Annotated in this window: 19 protein-coding genes, 1 other RNA gene and 2 riboswitches; of the genes, 10 read left to right on the top strand and 10 right to left on the bottom strand. The window is 65.0% G+C overall.

The annotated features are described in order from the left end of the window. Nucleotides 1-13: 13 nt before the first annotated feature. From smpB to IWX62_RS12635, 4 genes are all read left to right on the top strand, one after another. Complete coding sequence (gene smpB, locus IWX62_RS12650) at nt 14-487, top strand: SsrA-binding protein SmpB (protein ID WP_196841774.1); 474 nt, start codon at nt 14-16, stop codon at nt 485-487. A 3-nt stretch (nt 488-490) separates the two neighbouring features. Continuing rightward, the gene (locus IWX62_RS12645) at nt 491-865 is read left to right on the top strand and encodes a hypothetical protein (RefSeq protein WP_196841773.1); all 375 of its coding nucleotides are present in this window, start codon (nt 491-493) and stop codon (nt 863-865) included. 88 nt (nt 866-953) lie between these two features. Continuing rightward, nucleotides 954-1,324: a transfer-messenger RNA gene (ssrA, locus tag IWX62_RS12640) on the top strand. Nucleotides 1,325-1,428: 104 nt separating this feature from the next. Then, nucleotides 1,429-1,653: a hypothetical protein gene (locus IWX62_RS12635; protein WP_196841772.1), complete on the top strand. Its 225-nt coding sequence runs from the start codon at nt 1,429-1,431 to the stop codon at nt 1,651-1,653. A gap of 3 nt (nt 1,654-1,656) precedes the next feature. Here the strand turns inward: IWX62_RS12635 and IWX62_RS12630 are convergent, their stop codons facing one another. Continuing rightward, the gene (locus IWX62_RS12630; RefSeq protein ID WP_196841771.1) at nt 1,657-2,805 is read right to left on the bottom strand and encodes an ROK family protein; all 1,149 of its coding nucleotides are present in this window, start codon (nt 2,803-2,805) and stop codon (nt 1,657-1,659) included. 168 nt (nt 2,806-2,973) lie between these two features. Here IWX62_RS12630 and IWX62_RS12625 point away from each other — a divergent pair, with 168 nt between their 5' ends. The 4 genes from IWX62_RS12625 to IWX62_RS12610 are packed head-to-tail and all read left to right on the top strand — an operon-like array spanning nt 2,974 to nt 7,550. Next, nucleotides 2,974-5,130 (top strand): alpha-galactosidase, encoded by a 2,157-nt coding sequence (locus tag IWX62_RS12625; protein ID WP_196841770.1) that lies wholly within the window; start codon nt 2,974-2,976, stop codon nt 5,128-5,130. After that, nucleotides 5,127-5,288, top strand: coding sequence for a hypothetical protein (locus IWX62_RS12620; RefSeq protein ID WP_196841769.1), 162 nt, complete (start codon nt 5,127-5,129; stop codon nt 5,286-5,288). Before IWX62_RS12625 ends, IWX62_RS12620 begins: the two co-directional genes overlap by 4 nt. After that, complete coding sequence (locus tag IWX62_RS12615) at nt 5,285-7,036, top strand: alpha-glucosidase (RefSeq protein ID WP_196841768.1); 1,752 nt, start codon at nt 5,285-5,287, stop codon at nt 7,034-7,036. The genes IWX62_RS12620 and IWX62_RS12615 overlap by 4 nt, the downstream gene beginning before the upstream one ends. A gap of 22 nt (nt 7,037-7,058) precedes the next feature. Then, a complete protein-coding gene (locus IWX62_RS12610) occupies nt 7,059-7,550 on the top strand; it encodes a YdeI/OmpD-associated family protein (RefSeq protein WP_196841767.1) in 492 nt (163 codons plus the stop codon). Here the strand turns inward: IWX62_RS12610 and IWX62_RS12605 are convergent. Next, on the bottom strand, nt 7,547-8,647 hold the full coding sequence (locus IWX62_RS12605; RefSeq protein WP_196841766.1) for a carboxylate-amine ligase: 1,101 nt from the start codon (nt 8,645-8,647) through the stop codon (nt 7,547-7,549). The genes IWX62_RS12610 and IWX62_RS12605 overlap by 4 nt on opposite strands. Nucleotides 8,648-8,774: 127 nt before the next feature. Then, a riboswitch (Fluoride riboswitch) is annotated at nt 8,775-8,846 on the top strand. Nucleotides 8,847-8,899: 53 nt separating this feature from the next. Here IWX62_RS12605 and IWX62_RS12600 point away from each other — a divergent pair. Together IWX62_RS12600 and crcB are read left to right on the top strand one after the other, a co-directional pair. Beyond that, nucleotides 8,900-9,394 (top strand): fluoride efflux transporter FluC, encoded by a 495-nt coding sequence (locus tag IWX62_RS12600; RefSeq protein ID WP_196841765.1) that lies wholly within the window; start codon nt 8,900-8,902, stop codon nt 9,392-9,394. Beyond that, on the top strand, nt 9,391-9,792 hold the full coding sequence (gene crcB / locus IWX62_RS12595) for a fluoride efflux transporter CrcB (RefSeq protein WP_196841764.1): 402 nt from the start codon (nt 9,391-9,393) through the stop codon (nt 9,790-9,792). Before IWX62_RS12600 ends, crcB begins: the two co-directional genes overlap by 4 nt. Here crcB and IWX62_RS12590 read toward each other — a convergent pair. The 8 genes from IWX62_RS12590 to IWX62_RS12555 form a co-directional block, all read right to left on the bottom strand. Further along, nucleotides 9,789-10,529: a metal-dependent transcriptional regulator gene (locus IWX62_RS12590; protein ID WP_196841763.1), complete on the bottom strand. Its 741-nt coding sequence runs from the start codon at nt 10,527-10,529 to the stop codon at nt 9,789-9,791. The two genes, crcB and IWX62_RS12590, sit on opposite strands and share 4 nt — an antisense overlap. A 1-nt stretch (nt 10,530) precedes the next feature. After that, nucleotides 10,531-11,475: a metal ABC transporter permease gene (locus IWX62_RS12585; RefSeq protein ID WP_333483404.1), complete on the bottom strand. Its 945-nt coding sequence runs from the start codon at nt 11,473-11,475 to the stop codon at nt 10,531-10,533. Between the two features lie 11 nt (nt 11,476-11,486). Then, complete coding sequence (locus IWX62_RS12580) at nt 11,487-12,299, bottom strand: metal ABC transporter ATP-binding protein (protein WP_196841762.1); 813 nt, start codon at nt 12,297-12,299, stop codon at nt 11,487-11,489. Further along, entirely contained in the window at nt 12,296-13,204 is a 909-nt protein-coding gene (locus IWX62_RS12575) for a metal ABC transporter substrate-binding protein (protein WP_196841761.1), read from the bottom strand. The genes IWX62_RS12580 and IWX62_RS12575 overlap by 4 nt, the downstream gene beginning before the upstream one ends. Before the next feature lie 47 nt (nt 13,205-13,251). Then, nucleotides 13,252-14,010 (bottom strand): class I SAM-dependent methyltransferase, encoded by a 759-nt coding sequence (locus tag IWX62_RS12570; RefSeq protein ID WP_196841760.1) that lies wholly within the window; start codon nt 14,008-14,010, stop codon nt 13,252-13,254. An 86-nt stretch (nt 14,011-14,096) separates the two neighbouring features. Further along, nucleotides 14,097-15,461, bottom strand: a complete 1,365-nt coding sequence (locus IWX62_RS12565) for an aminotransferase class V-fold PLP-dependent enzyme (protein WP_196841759.1) — start codon at nt 15,459-15,461, stop codon at nt 14,097-14,099. Between the two features lie 35 nt (nt 15,462-15,496). Beyond that, a riboswitch (SAM riboswitch) is annotated at nt 15,497-15,610 on the bottom strand. 54 nt (nt 15,611-15,664) lie between these two features. Then, entirely contained in the window at nt 15,665-16,474 is an 810-nt protein-coding gene (hisN, locus tag IWX62_RS12560) for a histidinol-phosphatase (RefSeq protein WP_026552802.1), read from the bottom strand. Nucleotides 16,475-16,639: 165 nt separating this feature from the next. Then, the gene (locus IWX62_RS12555; RefSeq protein ID WP_019483099.1) at nt 16,640-16,843 is read right to left on the bottom strand and encodes a cold-shock protein; all 204 of its coding nucleotides are present in this window, start codon (nt 16,841-16,843) and stop codon (nt 16,640-16,642) included. Nucleotides 16,844-16,939: the final 96 nt, after the last annotated feature.

The following is a 16,939-nucleotide window of genomic DNA, read 5'->3' as shown; positions in this document are numbered from 1 at the left end:
AAGGAGTTGTACCGTGCCCAAGGAAAGTGGCCGACAGGTAGTGGCCACCAATCGGAAGGCCCGGCACGATTACGAGGTCCTGGATACCTACGAGGCCGGGATCGCTCTCATGGGCACCGAGGTGAAGTCCCTCAGGGCGGGACGTGCCTCGTTGGTGGATGGATTTGCCATCTTCTACAACGACGAGCTGTGGCTCGAGGGCATCCATATCCCCGAATACACCCAGGGCAGCTGGACCAACCACGCGGCCCGTCGACGTCGCAAGCTGCTGCTGCACCGCGACGAGCTCACCCGCATCTCGCAGCGGATCCGGGAGAGCGGCTTCACCCTCGTGCCACTGCAGCTTTATTTCCTGAACGGTCGCGCGAAGGTCGAAATTGCCGTCGCCCGCGGTAAGCGTGACTACGACAAACGTCAGACCCTGAGGGAAAAACAGGACAACCGTGAAGCGCTGCGCGATATGCGCGACAAGAACCGCGGTGCCTAAGGGATGAGTGACGTCTTCTGGGATGCCCAGGATCCACGCGAGGAGGAACCCGAGGAGTCCGAGCTGCGGTACCGCCGCCCGTGGTGGGTGACGGTGGTGGCGTTGATTGACCTGCTCCTGCTGCTGGCGATCGTACCGGTGGGGATTTTCGCGTTGATCCCCTTCTTCTTCCTGATCTACCTGTATCTGGCGCAGCTCATCATCTGGGTGGCACCGTTGCTGGTCCTCATGAACGTGCTGGTGTTTTGGTGGAGCTTCAAGCGCAAGCAGGCAGCAACCACCGCCCTGGCAGCGCTTGGCCTGGCCTTCGTGGCGGTGTCTTTTGTGGTGGTGACACTGTGGCAATCACCCATTGTGATGTTCGGCGTTACCCTCTGACCGCCCGTCAGGCTCGAGTCCCTCAGCGGGTGCGCTACACTGGTAGATCCGGAGTATTCCGGGGGAGCAGTACTTGATAACTACACACGGGGATGACAGGTTTCGACGATGTTAGTCGCGACAGGGGAAGCGGGCCGAGGATCTACAAGGCTATCTCGTTAACGCTCCTTGTAAAAATATAAGTGCCGAACAAAAACGCACTGACTTCGCTCTCGCTGCCTAAGCAGTAAGACCAAGTCCGTCAGCCCGGGAATGCTCTCGTCCCGGATCCTGGCGTCATTTAGAGGGCCACTGCTCCTGAAACTCGTTACAGGTTTCGGGGGGACTCTTATGTAACTGAGCTTGGCAGTCACCTGTTTGCAAGATGACTGAAGCTGAGAAAAACCGACGCAAACTGCGCCCGGAGAAGCCCTGACTACACTGCATCGGACGCGGGTTCAATTCCCGCCATCTCCACGAGAAACCTTCGACGGCGCAACGTCCTTACCCTTTGGGGGAGGGACGTTTTGTCGTTAACGGGTGCCGGCGCAGTGGTGGTCCGTACCCGGACGTAGACTTGCCACATGAACTGGACGGATGATCCGCCACCGTGGCTTCCACCGCTGCCGCCGCCTAACCGGGGCCGCGCGCTGATCAATACCGGGCTGATCCTGGTGATCGGATCCTTCATCTTCATTTTCTATATGAGTTTTGTCGGTGGCACGCACACCCTGGTGACCCTGATCCCCCTGGCGCTTGGCCTGATCCTGCTGATCGTCGGAATGGTGCGCCGGAATGAGGGTCGCTGACGGTCAGTTCAGCGTTCCGATGATCGATTCCTGAATCACGACTGCCGCCGCACCGCGTGCCCACTGGCTGAAGTCAGTGTGTTCGCGGACCAGCCGGATGGGTTGGGCTTCCGGGTCACGATGGATGCTCACCGCCGCGTCCACCCGGGCTGGCACCACATCGGCGAGGTCCATCCCCTCACCGGAAAGAATGACCAGTTCAACCATGGTCAGGTTGGCGACCGCCGCGATCAGCGTGCCCAACGCGGTGCCGGCACTTTCAACAACCTGGAGAGCTACCGGGTGGTCTTCGCGGGCCAGCTGCAACACCGATTCGTAATGATGGGGTAGGCCCGTCGCTGCCGTCACCTGGGCGCAGATTCCCTGCATGGTGAGCATCGCCGTCGAGCACCCCCGGTGGCTTTCCAAGCACAGCGGACCAGCTGCATCAAGGGGAAAATGCCCGGCGAGACCCAGCCCGGCATCCGGGGGAGCAATCACCCGGTCATTGATGACCAGCCCGTAGCCAACACCGGCCCCAATGGTGAGCACTGCAAAATGGGGGATCCCTCGCCCCGCGCCAAACCATTGCTCAGCGACAGTAAGGGCGACGACGTCGTTCTCCAACACCACAGGCAACCCAGTGCGTTCCTGCACAAGCCGGCCCAGGGGAACATCGCGCCACTGGAGGAAGGGCGCCCGCTGAACCATCCCGGAACCGGTGGGTGATCCCACTTTGCCGCCCAGGCTGATGCCGATGCCGCTGACGCCGGCCGCTGGTCCAAGATCGGCCACCACGGCGCAAATGGCGTCGACCACGTCCTCCACCTCGTGGCTGACCAGCGGCCGCGTGGCCGAGGCGGTGACCCGGCAGCGGAGATCGGCCAGGACGGCACTGGCGGCATCGCCCGTCAGTTTGATGCCTACAAACTGGTGGGAGTCTGAGCGGACGTCGAGGGGCTTCGTGGGGCGGCCCACCGTCCCCGCCTGGGAGTCGGTGCCTTCCTGCAGAATGCCGGCTTCAAGCAGGGGCCTACTCAGACGGGTGAGGCTGGCTGCGGATAGCCCGAGCTTTCGCGCCAGCTCGCCCCGGGAGATGGGACCGCGAATCAGCACCTCCCGCGCGATGGCGCGGGTAGGGCTATTGGCGGCGAGCGATCGGACTGCCTTCACTGGACCCCCACCCTCAAATATTTTCAGTACGATATTAAAGTCAATTTACTACTAATCGATTGAGGCCGCTATCCAGATAGCTGGAGCGGTTTACGGCCAATTGGGGATCAGGTGAAGAATTTACTGCGATGCTTGACGCAGTAATTACTTTTGAAGTAAAAATAAGTCATGCATTCTTCGACGATTTTTCATCTCACTAATGGCGGCACCAGCGTAGTGGTCGACAGCACCACGGCGGGCCTGCCAGCCATTCTCTACTGGGGGTCCGCCTTGGAAGAGACCGGGAGCCTCGATGACTTCGCCGCCGTGTCCCGGCCGCAACGGGTCTCCGGTGGTCTTGACTCACCGCCACGGCTGACCCTTGTCCCGCAGGAATCGTTCGGGTGGCAGGGCACGCCGGGCATCACGGGTCATCGCGACGGCGGTGCCCACTTCGCTCGGTTCGCCACCACCACCATTTCGGCGTCGGGCACTGAGTTTCGCTTCACAGCGGAGGACCCGCACAGCGGCCTCGGTCTTGAGGGGAGCCTGGTTCTCACCGACGCTGGATTGTTCAGGCAACGGGTGCAGCTGACGAACGTGGGGGACACCCCCTATGAAGTCAGTTCAATCCTGGCGGTGTTCCCCGTTCCGTCCACTGCCGGGGAGATCCTGGATACCACCGGACGCCATCTAAGGGAACGCAGCCCGCAACGCCACACCCTCACCACCGGGACCTACCGGCGAGAGAGCCGGCGCGGGCGACCGGGACTCGACGCGACGCTCCTCCTGGCCGCCGGCGAGGCGGCCTTCGGCTTCGAATCCGGCATGGTTCATGCAGTGCACTCCGCGTGGAGCGGGAACCACCAGCTCCTGGTGGAGAGGACGCCCTCCGGCGAAACCTTCATTGCCGCAGGCGAGCTGCTCCTGTCACAGGAAATTGTGCTCCAGCCGGGCGACTCCTATGCCGCGCCGGACGCTCTGGGCTCGTGGGGCAACGGGCTCAATGAGCTGTCGCAACGGTTTCACCAGGAGCAGCGGAGCCGACCGTCCCACCCGCAGCGGGACCGACCGGTCACGCTGAACACCTGGGAGGCCGTGTACTTCGACCACAACCTCCAGCGCCTCACCCAGTTGGCCGACCGGGCCGCAGCGGTGGGGATCGAGCGTTTCGTGCTCGACGACGGGTGGTTCAAGGGGCGCCGCGACGATACGGCGGGCCTGGGCGACTGGTTTGTCGACGACAACGTGTGGCCCGATGGACTGGCGCCGATCATCGATCACGTCCGCACCCTCGGGATGGAATTTGGCCTGTGGTTCGAACCGGAAATGGTCAACCCGGACTCCGATCTGGCCCGGCTGCACCCCGACTGGATTCTGCAGGCCGACGGGCGGCTACCGCCGTCGGCACGCCAGCAGCAGGCACTGAACCTGGCCATCCCCGAGGCATGGGAATACCTCCTTGACCGGATGGATTCCATCCTGTCGGGTCACGATATTGCGTACATCAAATGGGACCACAACAGGGACCTGGTGGAGGCGGCAGGTGCCATCTCGGGGGTGCCCGAGGTGCACCGGAACGTGACCGCCCTCTACCGGCTCCTCGACGAGCTCAAACGACGCCACCCCGGACTTGAAATTGAGAGCTGCGCTTCGGGAGGTGGGCGGGTGGACCTGGAAATCCTGGCACGCACCGATCGCATCTGGACCAGCGACTGCATCGATCCGTTGGAGCGACTCGTCATCCAGAAGTACACCGGACTGTTGGTGGCCCCTGAGCTGATGGGAATGCACATCGGGGGGCCGGTCTCCCATTCCACTCACCGCGCGCACTCGCTGCCGCTCCGGGCAAGCACTGCAGTGTTTGGTCACTACGGGGTTGAGTGGGATATTTCCGAGCTGGAAGAGCAGGAGTCGGCCGATCTCGCAGCATGGATTGCCGTGCATAAAGAGTGGCGAAGCCTGCTGCACAGCGGCCGGGTGGTCCATGCGGACCAGCCGGACCCTGCCATGGACGTGCGCGGCACCGTGGCCGGGGACGGCTCTGCTGCGCTGTATGCGTACACCCTCACCGCATCCAGTGCGTCCTACCCTCCTGGCCGGATCCGGTTCCCGGGCCTGGACCCCACGGCCCTCTACACCATCGCCCCCGCCGCCGCAGCGCTCAACCATCCGGGCGCCGGTCAGTCCCCATTGGACTGGTACCAGGCGGCACTGCGCGGCACGCCGGCGGTCCTGTCAGGTCGTCTTCTCGGATCCGTCGGAGTCCAGGCACCTGTGCTCTTTCCCGAACAGTCAATACTCATCGAAGTACGGCGAACATCAGCCAGGAAGGACCCCTCGTGAAACAGAGTGCAGCACGAAAGAAGTCCACGATGGCTCTGGTGGGACTCGGGGCTGTCCCGGCCCTGGTCTTCGAGTCAGCGAATCCTGATATCCGGGTGGTGCAGAACCACGTTCCCGCGGCGCAAACCCTGCCGCTCATGAGAGGATCAACCAAATGAGCACCGACACGGAACAGGCCCAGCCCGCCTGGTGGACAGGCGCAGTTGTCTACCAGATCTACCCCCGCAGCTTCGCCGATTCCAACGGCGACGGCGTCGGCGACCTGGGCGGCATCATCGGCAAGCTCGACTACCTGGCCGACCTCGGCGTCGACGTGCTCTGGCTGTCCCCCGTCTACCAGTCGCCGCATCACGACAATGGCTACGACATCAGTGACTACCGCCGGATTGACCCAGCGTTCGGGACCCTCGAACAGTTCGGTGAGCTCCTGGCAGAGGCTCACCGGCGGGGGATGAAACTGGTGATGGACCTGGTGGTCAACCACACCTCCCACGAGCATGAGTGGTTCAGGGAGGCATCCGCCTCGGTGGACAGCCCCAAGCGCGACTGGTACTGGTGGCGGGATCCCCGTGACGGGTTCGACGCCGGCGAGCCCGGTGCCGAACCGACCAACTGGGGATCGGCGTTCAGCGGGCCGGCCTGGACCCTGGACCCCCGGACCGGGCAGTACTACCTGCACCTGTTCGCACCGCAGCAACCGGACCTGAACTGGGAAAACCGTGACGTACGCTCGGCCGTCTACGAGATGATGAACTGGTGGCTCGACCTGGGCGTTGACGGTTTCCGGATGGACGTCATCAACTACATTTCCAAGGACCCCGCACTGCCGGACGGCGTCGTCCCACCCGGCGGGCTGTGGGGTGACGGCGGCCCGCACTTCATCTCGGGCCCACGGATCCACGACTACCTGCAGGAAATGCACCGCGAGGTGTTCGCCGGGCGGTCGGCAGACCTCATCACCGTTGGCGAGATGCCGGGCGCGACAGTCGAGGAGGCACGACTCTTCACCGACCCCGCCCGCCGCGAACTGGACATGATCTTCCAGTTCGAGCACGTGGGACTGGACTACGGGCCCGGCGGCAAGTGGGATTACCGCGGACTGGATCTGGACGACCTCAAGAAGTCCTGGACCCGCTGGCAGCAGGGCCTCGCCACCACGGGCTGGAACAGCCTCTACCTGAACAACCACGATCAGCCGCGACTGGTGTCACGGTTCGGCGATGATGCGGAGTTCAGATACGAGTCCGCCACCCTGTGGGCCACCCTCCTCCACCTGCACCGGGGGACGCCCTACATTTACCAGGGCGAGGAACTGGGCATGACCAACGTACCGTTCGCCGCCATGGGGGACTTCCGCGACCTGGAATCGATCAACTACTTCACCGAAGCGACAACGGTGCTGGGGCTTGACCCGGAGCAGGTCCTCGCGAGCATCCGCATCGTGAGCCGGGACAACGCCAGAACACCGGTCCAGTGGTCGGACGAGGCCAACGCGGGGTTCACCACGGGAGAGCCCTGGCTGGGAGTCAACCCGAACTACACCACGATCAACGCCCAGGCGGATCGCTCCTCCGATCGGTCCATCTACGGCTACTACCAGCAGCTGATCCGGCTGCGGCACAGTAGCGCCGTGGTGCGCCTCGGCGAGTTCACTCCACTGCCGGAAGACCACCCCAGCCTGTACGCTTTCACCCGCGCCCAGGACGGTGAGACGCTCACCGTGCTCGGTAACGTGTCGGGCGAGGACCTGGTCCTGCCCGAAGGGGTGGGCCGCGGGGAACTCGTGCTGGGCAACTACCCGGATCCGACGTCGGACGTCACGCCAGGCTCCGCGGAGGACGCCGCAGGGGACTTCAGACGGCTGCGTCCCTGGGAGGTGCGGGTCCTTCGGACCACCAGGCCCTAGACGGGTTCGCTAAGCTTCAGGCATGGCCCACTATCGAGATCCCGGCCCCATCGAGTTCGACGCAGTCATTCAACGCTCACCCGTATTCGGGGCGGCGTCGTTCGTCAAGTTCCCGCACAGCGTCCCGGAGACCTTCGGTGCAAGCGGCCGGGTCCCGGTCCGGGCCGCTTTCGACGGCGTCGGATACCGCGGTTCGCTGGTGAGCCACGGGGACGATCACCTCCTCCTGGTCCGGTCCGATGTCCAAGCGGAAATCGGTAAGGCCACCGGTGACACGGTCCGGGTGTCTCTCACCCTCGATACCAGCGAACGGGTGGTGGAACTTGCCGATGATGTGGCGGCGGCACTGGTGGCGGGGGGTGCAGTGGAGCTGTTCAGGGCCCTGTCGTACTCGCGCCAGCGCGAATATGCGCTGTGGATTGCCTCCGCCAAGCGTCCTGCCACCCGGGATGCCCGGATCGCCAGGACGCTGCAGCGGCTGGCCGAGGGCCGGGCAAACCAAAAACCGGGTTAGCGTTCGGCGGTCAACGTCTCGCTGTAGAGATCCAGGAGGGAAGCCATCCCGCCGTCCGCCATGGCCCGGCGTTGGCGTTCGGCGCCCGTGCCGCGTTCCCAGACCGTGTCCAGGCCCGCGGCAATCCACTCGGCATCACCTTCAGCTGCCACCGCGGCCGCCGTGTAGGACAGTAACCGGTCCATCAGTCCACGGGCCGGGATCAGGTTCCCGGTCTCCAGATCAACCAGGTCGGCGGCCAGTCCGTGCCGGGCCGCCTGCCACATGGCAGCGTCCAGCAGTTCGGGGTCCGGGTTCAGGAACGGCAGGCCAGCCTCCGCCTCCCGGACAGCGGTGGACACCAGGCCCCTGATCAAGGCAGCCAGGAGGACCGAATCCTGGGCTTCGAGCTGGGCGTCGCCGGCCCGCACTTCCAGCGTGGGATAGGTGTCGGACAGCCGCGCCATCCAGGTCAGGACACCGCGGTCGATGATCACGCCGGTGGCCACGAGGCGTTCAATGCGGCGTTCATAATCGGCGGCGTCGGCGAAGACCGGCGGGCACCCCTGCACCGGCCACCTGCGGTAATGCACCACCCGCCAACTTGCGAAGCCGCTGTCCCGGTCCAACCAGAACGGCGAATTGGTGCTGAGCGCTGTGATCGCCGGAAGCCACGGCCGGATCCGGTTCAGGGCCTGCACTCCGGTCTCCCGGTCAGGGATCGCCACGTGAACGTGCAGGCCATTCACAAACTGATCCGCCACAATTCCGCTCGCACTCGCCTTCAGCTCGTGATACCGCTGATTGTCGGTCAGGGTCGGGTAGGCGGACTCAATGCGGGGAGCCGTCGCTGAACCGCTGGCCCGCACCCCCGCCTTCCGCGCCGCCGCCGAGATGCGTCGCCGGAAGTGAAGCAGCGACTCTTCCGCCTCGGTGAGGGTTGAACACACCGGGGTGGCAGTCTCGATCTGGCAGCTGAGAAGTTCGCGCTGGACATCGTCGGCCTTGATAGTGGGTGATTGCTCCAGCAGGGCCTGCACCTCATTGGCCTTATAAACCGGCAACCCGGAGGCCGGGTCCAGGAGAAGGTACTCTTCTTCGATCCCCAGCGTTGTCATATGGAACCTTTGCCTAGGTGGGTGCGGGCGCGGAGCGTGTGGTGCTGTTAGAGATCATCGCACCCCCGAAATGCTGACGGCTAATGCTGTGACGTTTCCAAACCGCAGGGTGCGGATCCGATATAGTCGAGGCTACGGCGATGGATCCCGCCGGGGCACTGCCCGAACCGCCCCACTGGCTGATGGTTCCTGCCTTTGACACCCGATTGAGGCAGGTGCTGTGTTTAACTCCACTTCCCGGGTCGGCACCTGATGCGGCCCGGCATAACCACCACAAGCGCTGCCGCCCCTGTTCCCGCCGAGCGGCGCCCCCATTGGCGCCCTACGCTTATCCTCCTCGTCTTCCTCGGAGGCATGGGCGGGACACTCAGCCGGTTCTGGCTGGACGGGGAGCTGCCCGCTCCCCAGGGCTGGCCCCTCCCCACCCTGCTGATCAACCTGTGCGGTTCGTTTCTGCTGGGGCTCCTCCTGGAGGCCCACCTGCGCAGCGGACCGGACCGGGGGAAACGCCGCATGGTGCGGCTACTGGCAGGCACAGGGTTCCTGGGAGGATTCACCACGTACAGTACGTTTGCGGTCGAGGCGATAGGGCTGGGAATCGACGGCGACTACTGGCTGGCGGCCAGCTACGTGACTGCCAGCCTCCTGGGCGGCATCCTGCTGAGTGTCGCCGGAATCGGTCTGGCCGCAGCGCTTACCCGCCGCAGGGCCAGCAGGGGACCGGCCGCGGGAAGGGCCAGCCGATGAGCGTCCTGGTGGTCCTGCTGATCGGTGCGGCGGGAGGGTTCGGTGCGGTGACCCGCTTTGTGGTTGATGGGGTGGTGCGGGCGCGGTTTGCCACGGCCATTCCCTGGGGGACGGTGACCATCAACGTGGTGGGTTCCGGGCTGCTGGGGCTCCTCACCGGGGTGGCCCTGGGCGGGGGAGTGCCGCAGGAGCTCCAGCTGGCTGCCGGCGTCGGGTTCCTCGGCGGGTTCACCACCTTCAGCACCGCAAGTGTCGAAACGGTGAGGCTGATCCAGAGCGGGCGGGTCGGTCGTGGACTGGTCAACGCCCTGGGGACGGCGGTGCTCGCCCTGGTCGCCGCGGCGGCAGGTATCGTTGTCGGCGCCGTCCTGGTGGGAGCCGACCTGGTGGGCGGCTAGAGCCCGGAGGCGTCGGGGAGACGGCAGCCTGCATGGACCTCATGGGTTTCGATCCACAGTGCGGCGGTCAGTTCCTCCCCAAAGTCGAAGGTTCTGGTACTGCCGGAATCGCCCACCCTCACCACCAGGGGTCCCCCGAACGGTTTTCGTTCAAGCACCTGCACAGGCGCGTCGAGATCAATGGCTTCCGCGGCGAGGAACCTGAGCAGTTCAGGATTGGCGTCGCTGATCCGGGTGATGCGGCCGCGGTGCCCGTCGTCGAGCTCCTGCAGGGGATGAGCGCTCGGCACAGTGATTCTCCCGTCCGCCGTGGGGATGGGATCCCCGTGCGGGTCACGGGATGGGTAGCCGAGTTTCCGGTCCAGCCTCTCGATGAAGGTGTCGGACACCGTGTGCTCCAGCAGCTCGGCCTCGTCGTGGACCTCGTCCCACCGGTACCCGAGCTCCCGTACCAGGAAGGTCTCGAGCAGTCGGTGGCGTCGCACCATGGCCAGGGCAAGATGCAACCCATCCTCGGTCAGCTCCACTGAGCTGTACGGCTCGTGCCGGGCGAGCCCCAGATCCATGAGTTTGCGCACCATTTCCGAGACCGAGGAGTTGGCTACCGACAGCCGGGATGCCAGTTGTGAGGCAGTGATCGGCCGCTCCTGCCACTCGGTGAAGGAGTAGATGACCTTCACATAGTCCTGGACGCTCGATGACCCGGCGCTGAGGGCGGTAGCTGATCGGCGTGCCATCTCAGGCGCCACCGACCGGGTGCTGGTCGACCGGGTGCTGGTCGACCGGTTGCTGGCTGGCCAGGACCGGGCGGGCAGGCCCCGCCGCGGCGCGCCTGAGCCGGCGCCGGTTGCCCGCCTGCCAGAGGACACCGGTCCGCCGCGCAAACAGGTAGACCAGGACAAAGACCAGGGACTGGGACAGCACCACGGCCGCCCCGGTGGAGATGTCCAGGTAGTAGCTGGCATAGATTCCAGCCACCGACGCCACGGCGGTGATGCTCGCGGCCAGGATCAGCATCCGATCGAAGCTGCGGGTCAACAGGAAGGCCGTCGCGCCGGGGGTAATGAGCATGGCGACCACCAGGATGATCCCCACCGCCTGCAGACCGACGACAACGCTCAACGCCAGCAGGCCCAGCAGCAGCGCCGACAGCAGCCTGGTATTGAGCCCGATCACGTGCGCGTGGGTTCGGTCGAAGGCGAAAAGGGTGAGGTCACGGCGCTTGTAGAGCAGGATGGCGAGGGTCAGGACACCCAGGATGATCACCTGCCACAACTCCCCGGTGGTGACACCGAGGACGTTTCCAAACAGAATATGCATCAGGTCCACCTGGGACGGAGTTCGGGACACGATGGCCAACCCGACGGCGAACAGGCCAGTGAACACCACCCCAATGACGGTGTCCGATTTCAGTTTGGTGGTCGACTTCACCAGCCCGATCAGGGCTACAGCACCCGCTCCGAAAACGAAAGCGCCGATGGAGAACGGGATGCCGATGATGTAGGCGAGGGCGACGCCGGGCAGGACCGCGTGGGAGACGGCGTCGCCCATCAGGGACCACCCCATCAGGATCAGCCAGCAGGACAGCACCGATGCGACCACCGCAGCGCAGACCGTCACGAGCAGGGCCCGGGTCAGGAAGCCGTACTGGAGCGGTTCGGTGATGAAGGTCAGAAGGTCCATGACGTCTTTCCTTATTTCTCGTCGGCTGCTTGCCGCAGGGGAACGGGGGGCGGCGTGGCGGCCGGCGTCGGGCCGAACGCCAGCGCCAGCTTGTCGTGTGTCAGGACGTCTTCGGGCAGCCCATGGGCCAGGACACGGTTGTGCAGGAGCACCGCTTCGTCACACAGCTCCGGGATACCGGCGAGGTCGTGGGTGGAGATCAGCGCCGTCCGTCCCTCATCCCTGAGCTCCTGGAGCAGGCCGATCAGGGTTGCCTCGCTGGTCTTGTCGACGCCCGCAAACGGTTCGTCGAGGAGCAACAGTTGTGCGTCCTGGGCAATGCTGCGGGCCACGAAGGCACGCTTTTTCTGGCCGCCGGACAGCTCGCCGATCTGGCGGTGGCGTTGCTGGGTCAGCCCAACGCGTTCCAGCGCCTCGTCGACGGCGTCACGGTCGGCACGACTCGCGCGGCGGGACTGCGGCATCCTGCCGTAGCGACCCATCAGGACGACGTCGCCCACTGAGAGCGGAAAGGTCCAGTCGACGTCCTCCGATTGTGGCACGTAGGCCACGAGGTTACTGCGCCGCGCGGTGCGGTGGTCCTTGCCAAAGATGGCCACGTCGCCGGCCTGGGGCTGGACCAGGCCCATCAGGCATTTGAAAAGCGTCGATTTGCCCGACCCATTGACCCCGATCAGCCCGCAGATCCGCGCTCTTGCCAGGGTGAGGTCGACGTCGGAGAGCGCGGTGACCTCGTTGTAGCTGACGCTGAGCCCCGAGACGGAGATGGCTGCCACGGGGTCGACGTCCGCGGAGGTGGGGTGGGGTGGGGCGAACGAGGTCATGAGGTGAGCCCTTCAGTGATCATGGCGATGTCGTACCGGAGGAGATCGAGGAAGGTCGGTACTGGCCCGTCCGGCCCGGACAGCGAGTCGACATAGAGCGGACCTGCCAGCCTGGCGCCCGTAGCGAGGGCAACCTGTTCCTGGGCGGACGGGTTGACCGTCGACTCGCAGAACACGGCGGGCACGTCGTTGGCTTCGACAAAGCCGATCACCTCCCTGATCTGGCGGGGAGTTCCTTCGGCGTCCGAGTTGACAGGCCAGATAAACGCCTCGTCGAGACCTGCATCCCGCGCCAGGTAGGAGAAGGCGCCCTCGCAGGTGACCAGGGCGGGGGTCGACGCCTCGGTAAAGGCCGCCCGTAGATCTTCGAGCATGGTCTGCAGCTCGGCTTTGATGCGCAGGCCGTTACCCTCGAATTGGGCGGCGTGCGCCGGGCTGAGCTCGGTCAGGGCGGCCACAATGTTGTCGACATAGACCTGCGCTGCAGCCGGTGACATCCAGGCGTGCGGATTGGGTAGGCCCCGGTAAGCGCCGGAGCGGATGTCCACGGGTTCCACCCCCTCGGAGAGGACCACATGGGGGGCATCGACGGAGAGGACAAAGCGTTTGAACCACCGCTCCAGGCCCAGCCCGTTGTCGAGGATCAGATCGGCGTCCTGGGCGTTGACCAGGTCGGATGGAGTGGGATCATAACCGTGAATTTCGGCGCCGATCTTGGTGATCGATTCGACCCGGACATGCCCGCCGCCGACCTGGTCGGTGAGGTCAGCAAGCACACTGAAGGTGGTCAGGACCATAGGCCGGTCATCGCTGTCGGCGGGCCTGGCCTCCGCTGCGGGGCTCACCCCGCAGCCGGCCAGCGTCAGCACCGTCAGCAGAGCGAGCGGAAGCAGAAATTTCGGCATACCTAAATCTAGCTCAAAGGGGTCCCTAAACGAAGGGTTTCATAACGTCAGGCTGTGAATGCCCGCCACACGTGGGTGAAGTACGGCAGGTCCACAGCAGTCTCCGTGGTGAATCCCAGATGCTCGTGGAGGTACCAGTCGAGGTTGGCTTCCACCTTCGCGCGAATCACCGGGGTGGCCCGCCGATAGTAGCTTCTGGATTTCGCCAGCTCCACGATGTCCGCCGTGGTCAGTGTCTGCGTCCAGCGGATAGCCAGATGTTCGGGTAGCCCGAAGTCCTCCCCGATGGTCGGCCGATGATCGGGCTTGTAGACATCGCCGGCGTGCATGATCCGGGTGAGCCGGTGCACCCACGGGATCGAGACGTCCAACTGATTCCACAGCAGCGCTAGACGGCCCCCGGGAACGAGGATCCGCGCGGCCTCGCGGGTAGCTGCCGCCGGATCGAGCCAATGCCAGGCCTGGGCGATGGTCACCAGCTGTACCGAGGCCGTGGCCAGGCCGGTCGCCTCGGCGGTCCCCACCACGGTGGTCACCAGGGGGAGCTTGGTCCGCAGAACGTCGAGCATGTCGTGGGAAGGGTCGACGGCGGTAACGTCCAGTCCGCGCCTCACCAGCTCCGCAGTGAAAAGCCCGGTGCCGGCTCCGACGTCGGCTGCGGACCGGGCTCCCGCAGCCAGGACCCAGTCGACGCTCTCCGCCGGGTAGCCGGGCCGGACACTGTCATACTGCGCACCGCCATCGAGATAGCCCCCGGCAAGGTGGAGCCGCCGGGTGGCATGCAGACGTGGGCCGCCGCGGGGCATGGTGGGTTCTCCTTCGCAGCCGGGACAGGGTGGGCCTGAGCCTAGGGTATCGTGCGCCCGGGGTGCGGGCCGGTTCGGATAGGCAGTTAGTCGCTGGCGCACGGCGCCGCACCGGCCGTCCCCGGCGTATGGGGAGCCCACTCCGGGAAGGTGCGGGTTTCGACAGCCGGGACCCAGCGTTCCTCGTCCACTACGTAGTCGGCCGTCAGGCCATGGGTCAGCAGGGACCGGAGCGCGTCAAGGAGGCGGTCCACATCGGCGAGCCGTGACCCGAGTCCGACACTGGCCCGCAATGATCCTGAGGGAAGTCCGAGCCGGGTGAGCAGCGGGTGGGCGCAGAACCTGCCATCTCGCAGCCCCACCCCGTGCTCAGCCGAAAGATAGGCGGCAACCAGCCCGGCGTCGTACCCGGCAACCGAGAAGTTGACGACCCCGATCGGCTCGGCACTGTCAGGGAAGAGCCGGTGAACCGTGACCCCGGGCAGTTCGGTGAGGCCGGTGACCAGAGCCGACCGGAGAGTGTGTTCGTGGGATTGCCAGGCGCGATGATCAAGGGAGGCTAGCACCCCCGCGGCGTGGGCCAGCGCTCCCGCACCCACCACATTGGGTGATCCACCCTCGTGCCGGGCCGGTCCGGTGGCCCAGGACACCGAATCAACCCTGACCTGGCGGACCGCTCCGCCGCCGGCGAGGTAGGGTGTGCCGGCGTCCAGCCAGTCGGAACGGCCCACCAGTACGCCCGCGCCGAACGGCGCGTAGAGCTTGTGACCCGAGAACGCCACATAGTCGATACCGTAACGGTTGATGTCGATCCGACGGTGCGGGGCCAGTTGGGCTGCGTCGACGACGATCCGTGCGCCGTGGGCATGGGCCAGTCGCGCCAGCTCCCTGACAGGGAGCACCTCGCCGGTGACATTGGATGCGCCGGAGACGGCGAGCAGGGTCACCCCGCCGGTTGCCAGCTCAGCGCGGACCCGGTCCAGGGTATCGGCGAGCGTTGTGCCGGCGGTGAGGCTGCGATGCGGTAGTTGCTGCCAGGGGAGCAGATTGGCGTGGTGCTCAATGTCGAGGTACAGCACGTCACCCGTGGCGGGGACGCACCCGGCGAGGAGGTTCAACGAATCGGTGGTGTTTCGGGTGAAGATCACTGTGTCGTCGCCACGCCCGCCCACGAACCGCCGGATCGCTGTCCTCGCATTCTCATACAGCGACGTGGACACCTGGGAGGTATAGCCGGCACCCCGGTGGACGCTGGCGTAGTAGGGCAGGACCATGGCAACGAAATCCTGCACCTCGGCGAGGGCAGGGGTAGACGCCGCGTAGTCAAGGTTGATGTACCTGACCTCACCACCCCCGAGGACCGGTACTAGCAGGCCGCTCCCGACGACGTCGGCCAAGGGGGCGTCCGTCCGGGCTGGATGCTGAGCCACTGTGCTGGGTGCAAGAGTCATGAGGGATCTCCAAGGGTGTGGACCCCACGCCAGGGTGTCCGCGCTTGCCGCACCCGCTCAGGTACGGCCTGGTCGTCACCCGGGGCACCCCGCCGCGACGGGAGGGTTGCCGGCCAGCAAACCGGGGTTTAGCGCTGGCACTCGTGACCAATAGGGAGAGCCTAGGGCACGGGGAGTGCCCTGGTCAGCTTTGTTACGGAATCTTAAAGCAGGTCATCCACATCGGGGTTGAGGATCTGCAGCACATCGTTATGCAGTGTGCTGTTCGTCGCCAGCGCGTTGCCGCCGAACGGGCCGTCAGTGCCCTCGAGGGACGTGAAACGGCCGCCCGCCTCGGTGATGATCGGTACTAGCGCCGCCATGTCATACAGGTTCAACTCGGGTTCACAGGCAATATCGACGGCGCCCTCAGCGACCAGGCAATAGGACCAGAAGTCCCCATACGCGCGACTGCGCCAGACGGAGTCGGTCAGGGTCAGGAATTCCGGCAGGTTTCCGCGTTCCTTCCAGCCCGACAGGCTCGAATAGGACAGCGACGCATCCTCCAACCGCGACACGTTCGACACCTTGAGCCGGGTCGCTGCCGCCAGCGACTTACCCATGTAGGCGCCGGTCCCGGTGGCCGCCCACCAGCGTTTACCCAGCGCAGGTGCGCTGACCAGACCGACAACCGGCTGCCCCTCATCAACGAGGGCAATCAGGGTGGCCCAGACCGGGACGCCCCGCACAAAACTCTTGGTGCCGTCGATGGGGTCGATGATCCAGCGCCGCGAACCGGCGCCGCTGCTGCCGAACTCTTCGCCGAGCACTGCGTCGCGGGGGCGGGCCCGGGAGAGCTGGCCCCGAATCGACTCCTCCGCTGCTTTGTCGGCGTCGGTGACGGGGGTGAGATCAGGCTTGGTTTCCACCACCAGATCGAGGGCCTTGAATCGCGACATGGTCTGGTCGTCTACAGAATCGGCCATCACGTGGGCAAGGCGCAGATCATCGTTGTAACTTTGGCGGTGGTTCATACCTTCAACCTATCGCCTAACGTCGCCATAGTGCGGGACGCTCTCCAGGTCGTGGCACCACTGCTGCTGTACCAGGGTCTTAAACGCCACAGGACACCGGCGGCGGCGGGCCGCTGCGGTGTCCTGTGGGGAGCCGTCCAGTGGGACGGCTACGTAGCTGGGTGATTAGATAACGGTGATATTCTCGGCCTGCGGTCCCTTGGGGCCCTGCGTGGTCTCGAAGTTGACCTTCTGGTTCTCTTCGAGGGCGCGGAATCCGCTGGAGTTGATTGCTGAGAAGTGGGCGAAAACATCCGCGCCGCCGTCGTCAGGAGCAATGAATCCAAAGCCCTTTTCAGCGTTGAACCATTTGACTGTACCTGTTGCCATTTTTTTCATATTCCTTGTGTGTGAGAATCCCCCCGTGCTTCGGGGTTCTCGTTGAGGTGAAAACTAGTGCTCAACACCACAACTCCTTTAAGCCTA

The sequence above is a fragment of the Arthrobacter sp. CAN_A1 genome (assembly GCF_015751665.1).
Lineage (GTDB): Bacteria > Actinomycetota > Actinomycetes > Actinomycetales > Micrococcaceae > Arthrobacter_D.
The sequence above is the reverse complement of the archived record's forward strand: the minus strand, read 5'-3'. Positions and strand labels throughout refer to the sequence as shown.

Coding starts and splice junctions, on each gene's coding strand:
- IWX62_RS12645 (WP_196841773.1), top strand. CDS start 491: ATGAGTGACGTCTTCTGGGATGCCCAGGATCCACGCGAGGAGGAACCC.
- IWX62_RS12635 (WP_196841772.1), top strand. CDS start 1,429: ATGAACTGGACGGATGATCCGCCACCGTGGCTTCCACCGCTGCCGCCG.
- IWX62_RS12625 (WP_196841770.1), top strand. CDS start 2,974: ATGCATTCTTCGACGATTTTTCATCTCACTAATGGCGGCACCAGCGTA.
- IWX62_RS12615 (WP_196841768.1), top strand. CDS start 5,285: ATGAGCACCGACACGGAACAGGCCCAGCCCGCCTGGTGGACAGGCGCA.
- IWX62_RS12610 (WP_196841767.1), top strand. CDS start 7,059: ATGGCCCACTATCGAGATCCCGGCCCCATCGAGTTCGACGCAGTCATT.
- IWX62_RS12605 (WP_196841766.1), bottom strand. CDS start 8,647: ATGACAACGCTGGGGATCGAAGAAGAGTACCTTCTCCTGGACCCGGCC.
- IWX62_RS12600 (WP_196841765.1), top strand. CDS start 8,900: ATGCGGCCCGGCATAACCACCACAAGCGCTGCCGCCCCTGTTCCCGCC.
- crcB (WP_196841764.1), top strand. CDS start 9,391: ATGAGCGTCCTGGTGGTCCTGCTGATCGGTGCGGCGGGAGGGTTCGGT.
- IWX62_RS12590 (WP_196841763.1), bottom strand. CDS start 10,529: ATGGCACGCCGATCAGCTACCGCCCTCAGCGCCGGGTCATCGAGCGTC.
- IWX62_RS12585 (WP_333483404.1), bottom strand. CDS start 11,475: ATGGACCTTCTGACCTTCATCACCGAACCGCTCCAGTACGGCTTCCTG.
- IWX62_RS12580 (WP_196841762.1), bottom strand. CDS start 12,299: ATGACCTCGTTCGCCCCACCCCACCCCACCTCCGCGGACGTCGACCCC.
- IWX62_RS12575 (WP_196841761.1), bottom strand. CDS start 13,204: ATGCCGAAATTTCTGCTTCCGCTCGCTCTGCTGACGGTGCTGACGCTG.
- IWX62_RS12570 (WP_196841760.1), bottom strand. CDS start 14,010: ATGCCCCGCGGCGGCCCACGTCTGCATGCCACCCGGCGGCTCCACCTT.
- IWX62_RS12565 (WP_196841759.1), bottom strand. CDS start 15,461: ATGACTCTTGCACCCAGCACAGTGGCTCAGCATCCAGCCCGGACGGAC.
- hisN (WP_026552802.1), bottom strand. CDS start 16,474: ATGAACCACCGCCAAAGTTACAACGATGATCTGCGCCTTGCCCACGTG.
- IWX62_RS12555 (WP_019483099.1), bottom strand. CDS start 16,843: ATGGCAACAGGTACAGTCAAATGGTTCAACGCTGAAAAGGGCTTTGGA.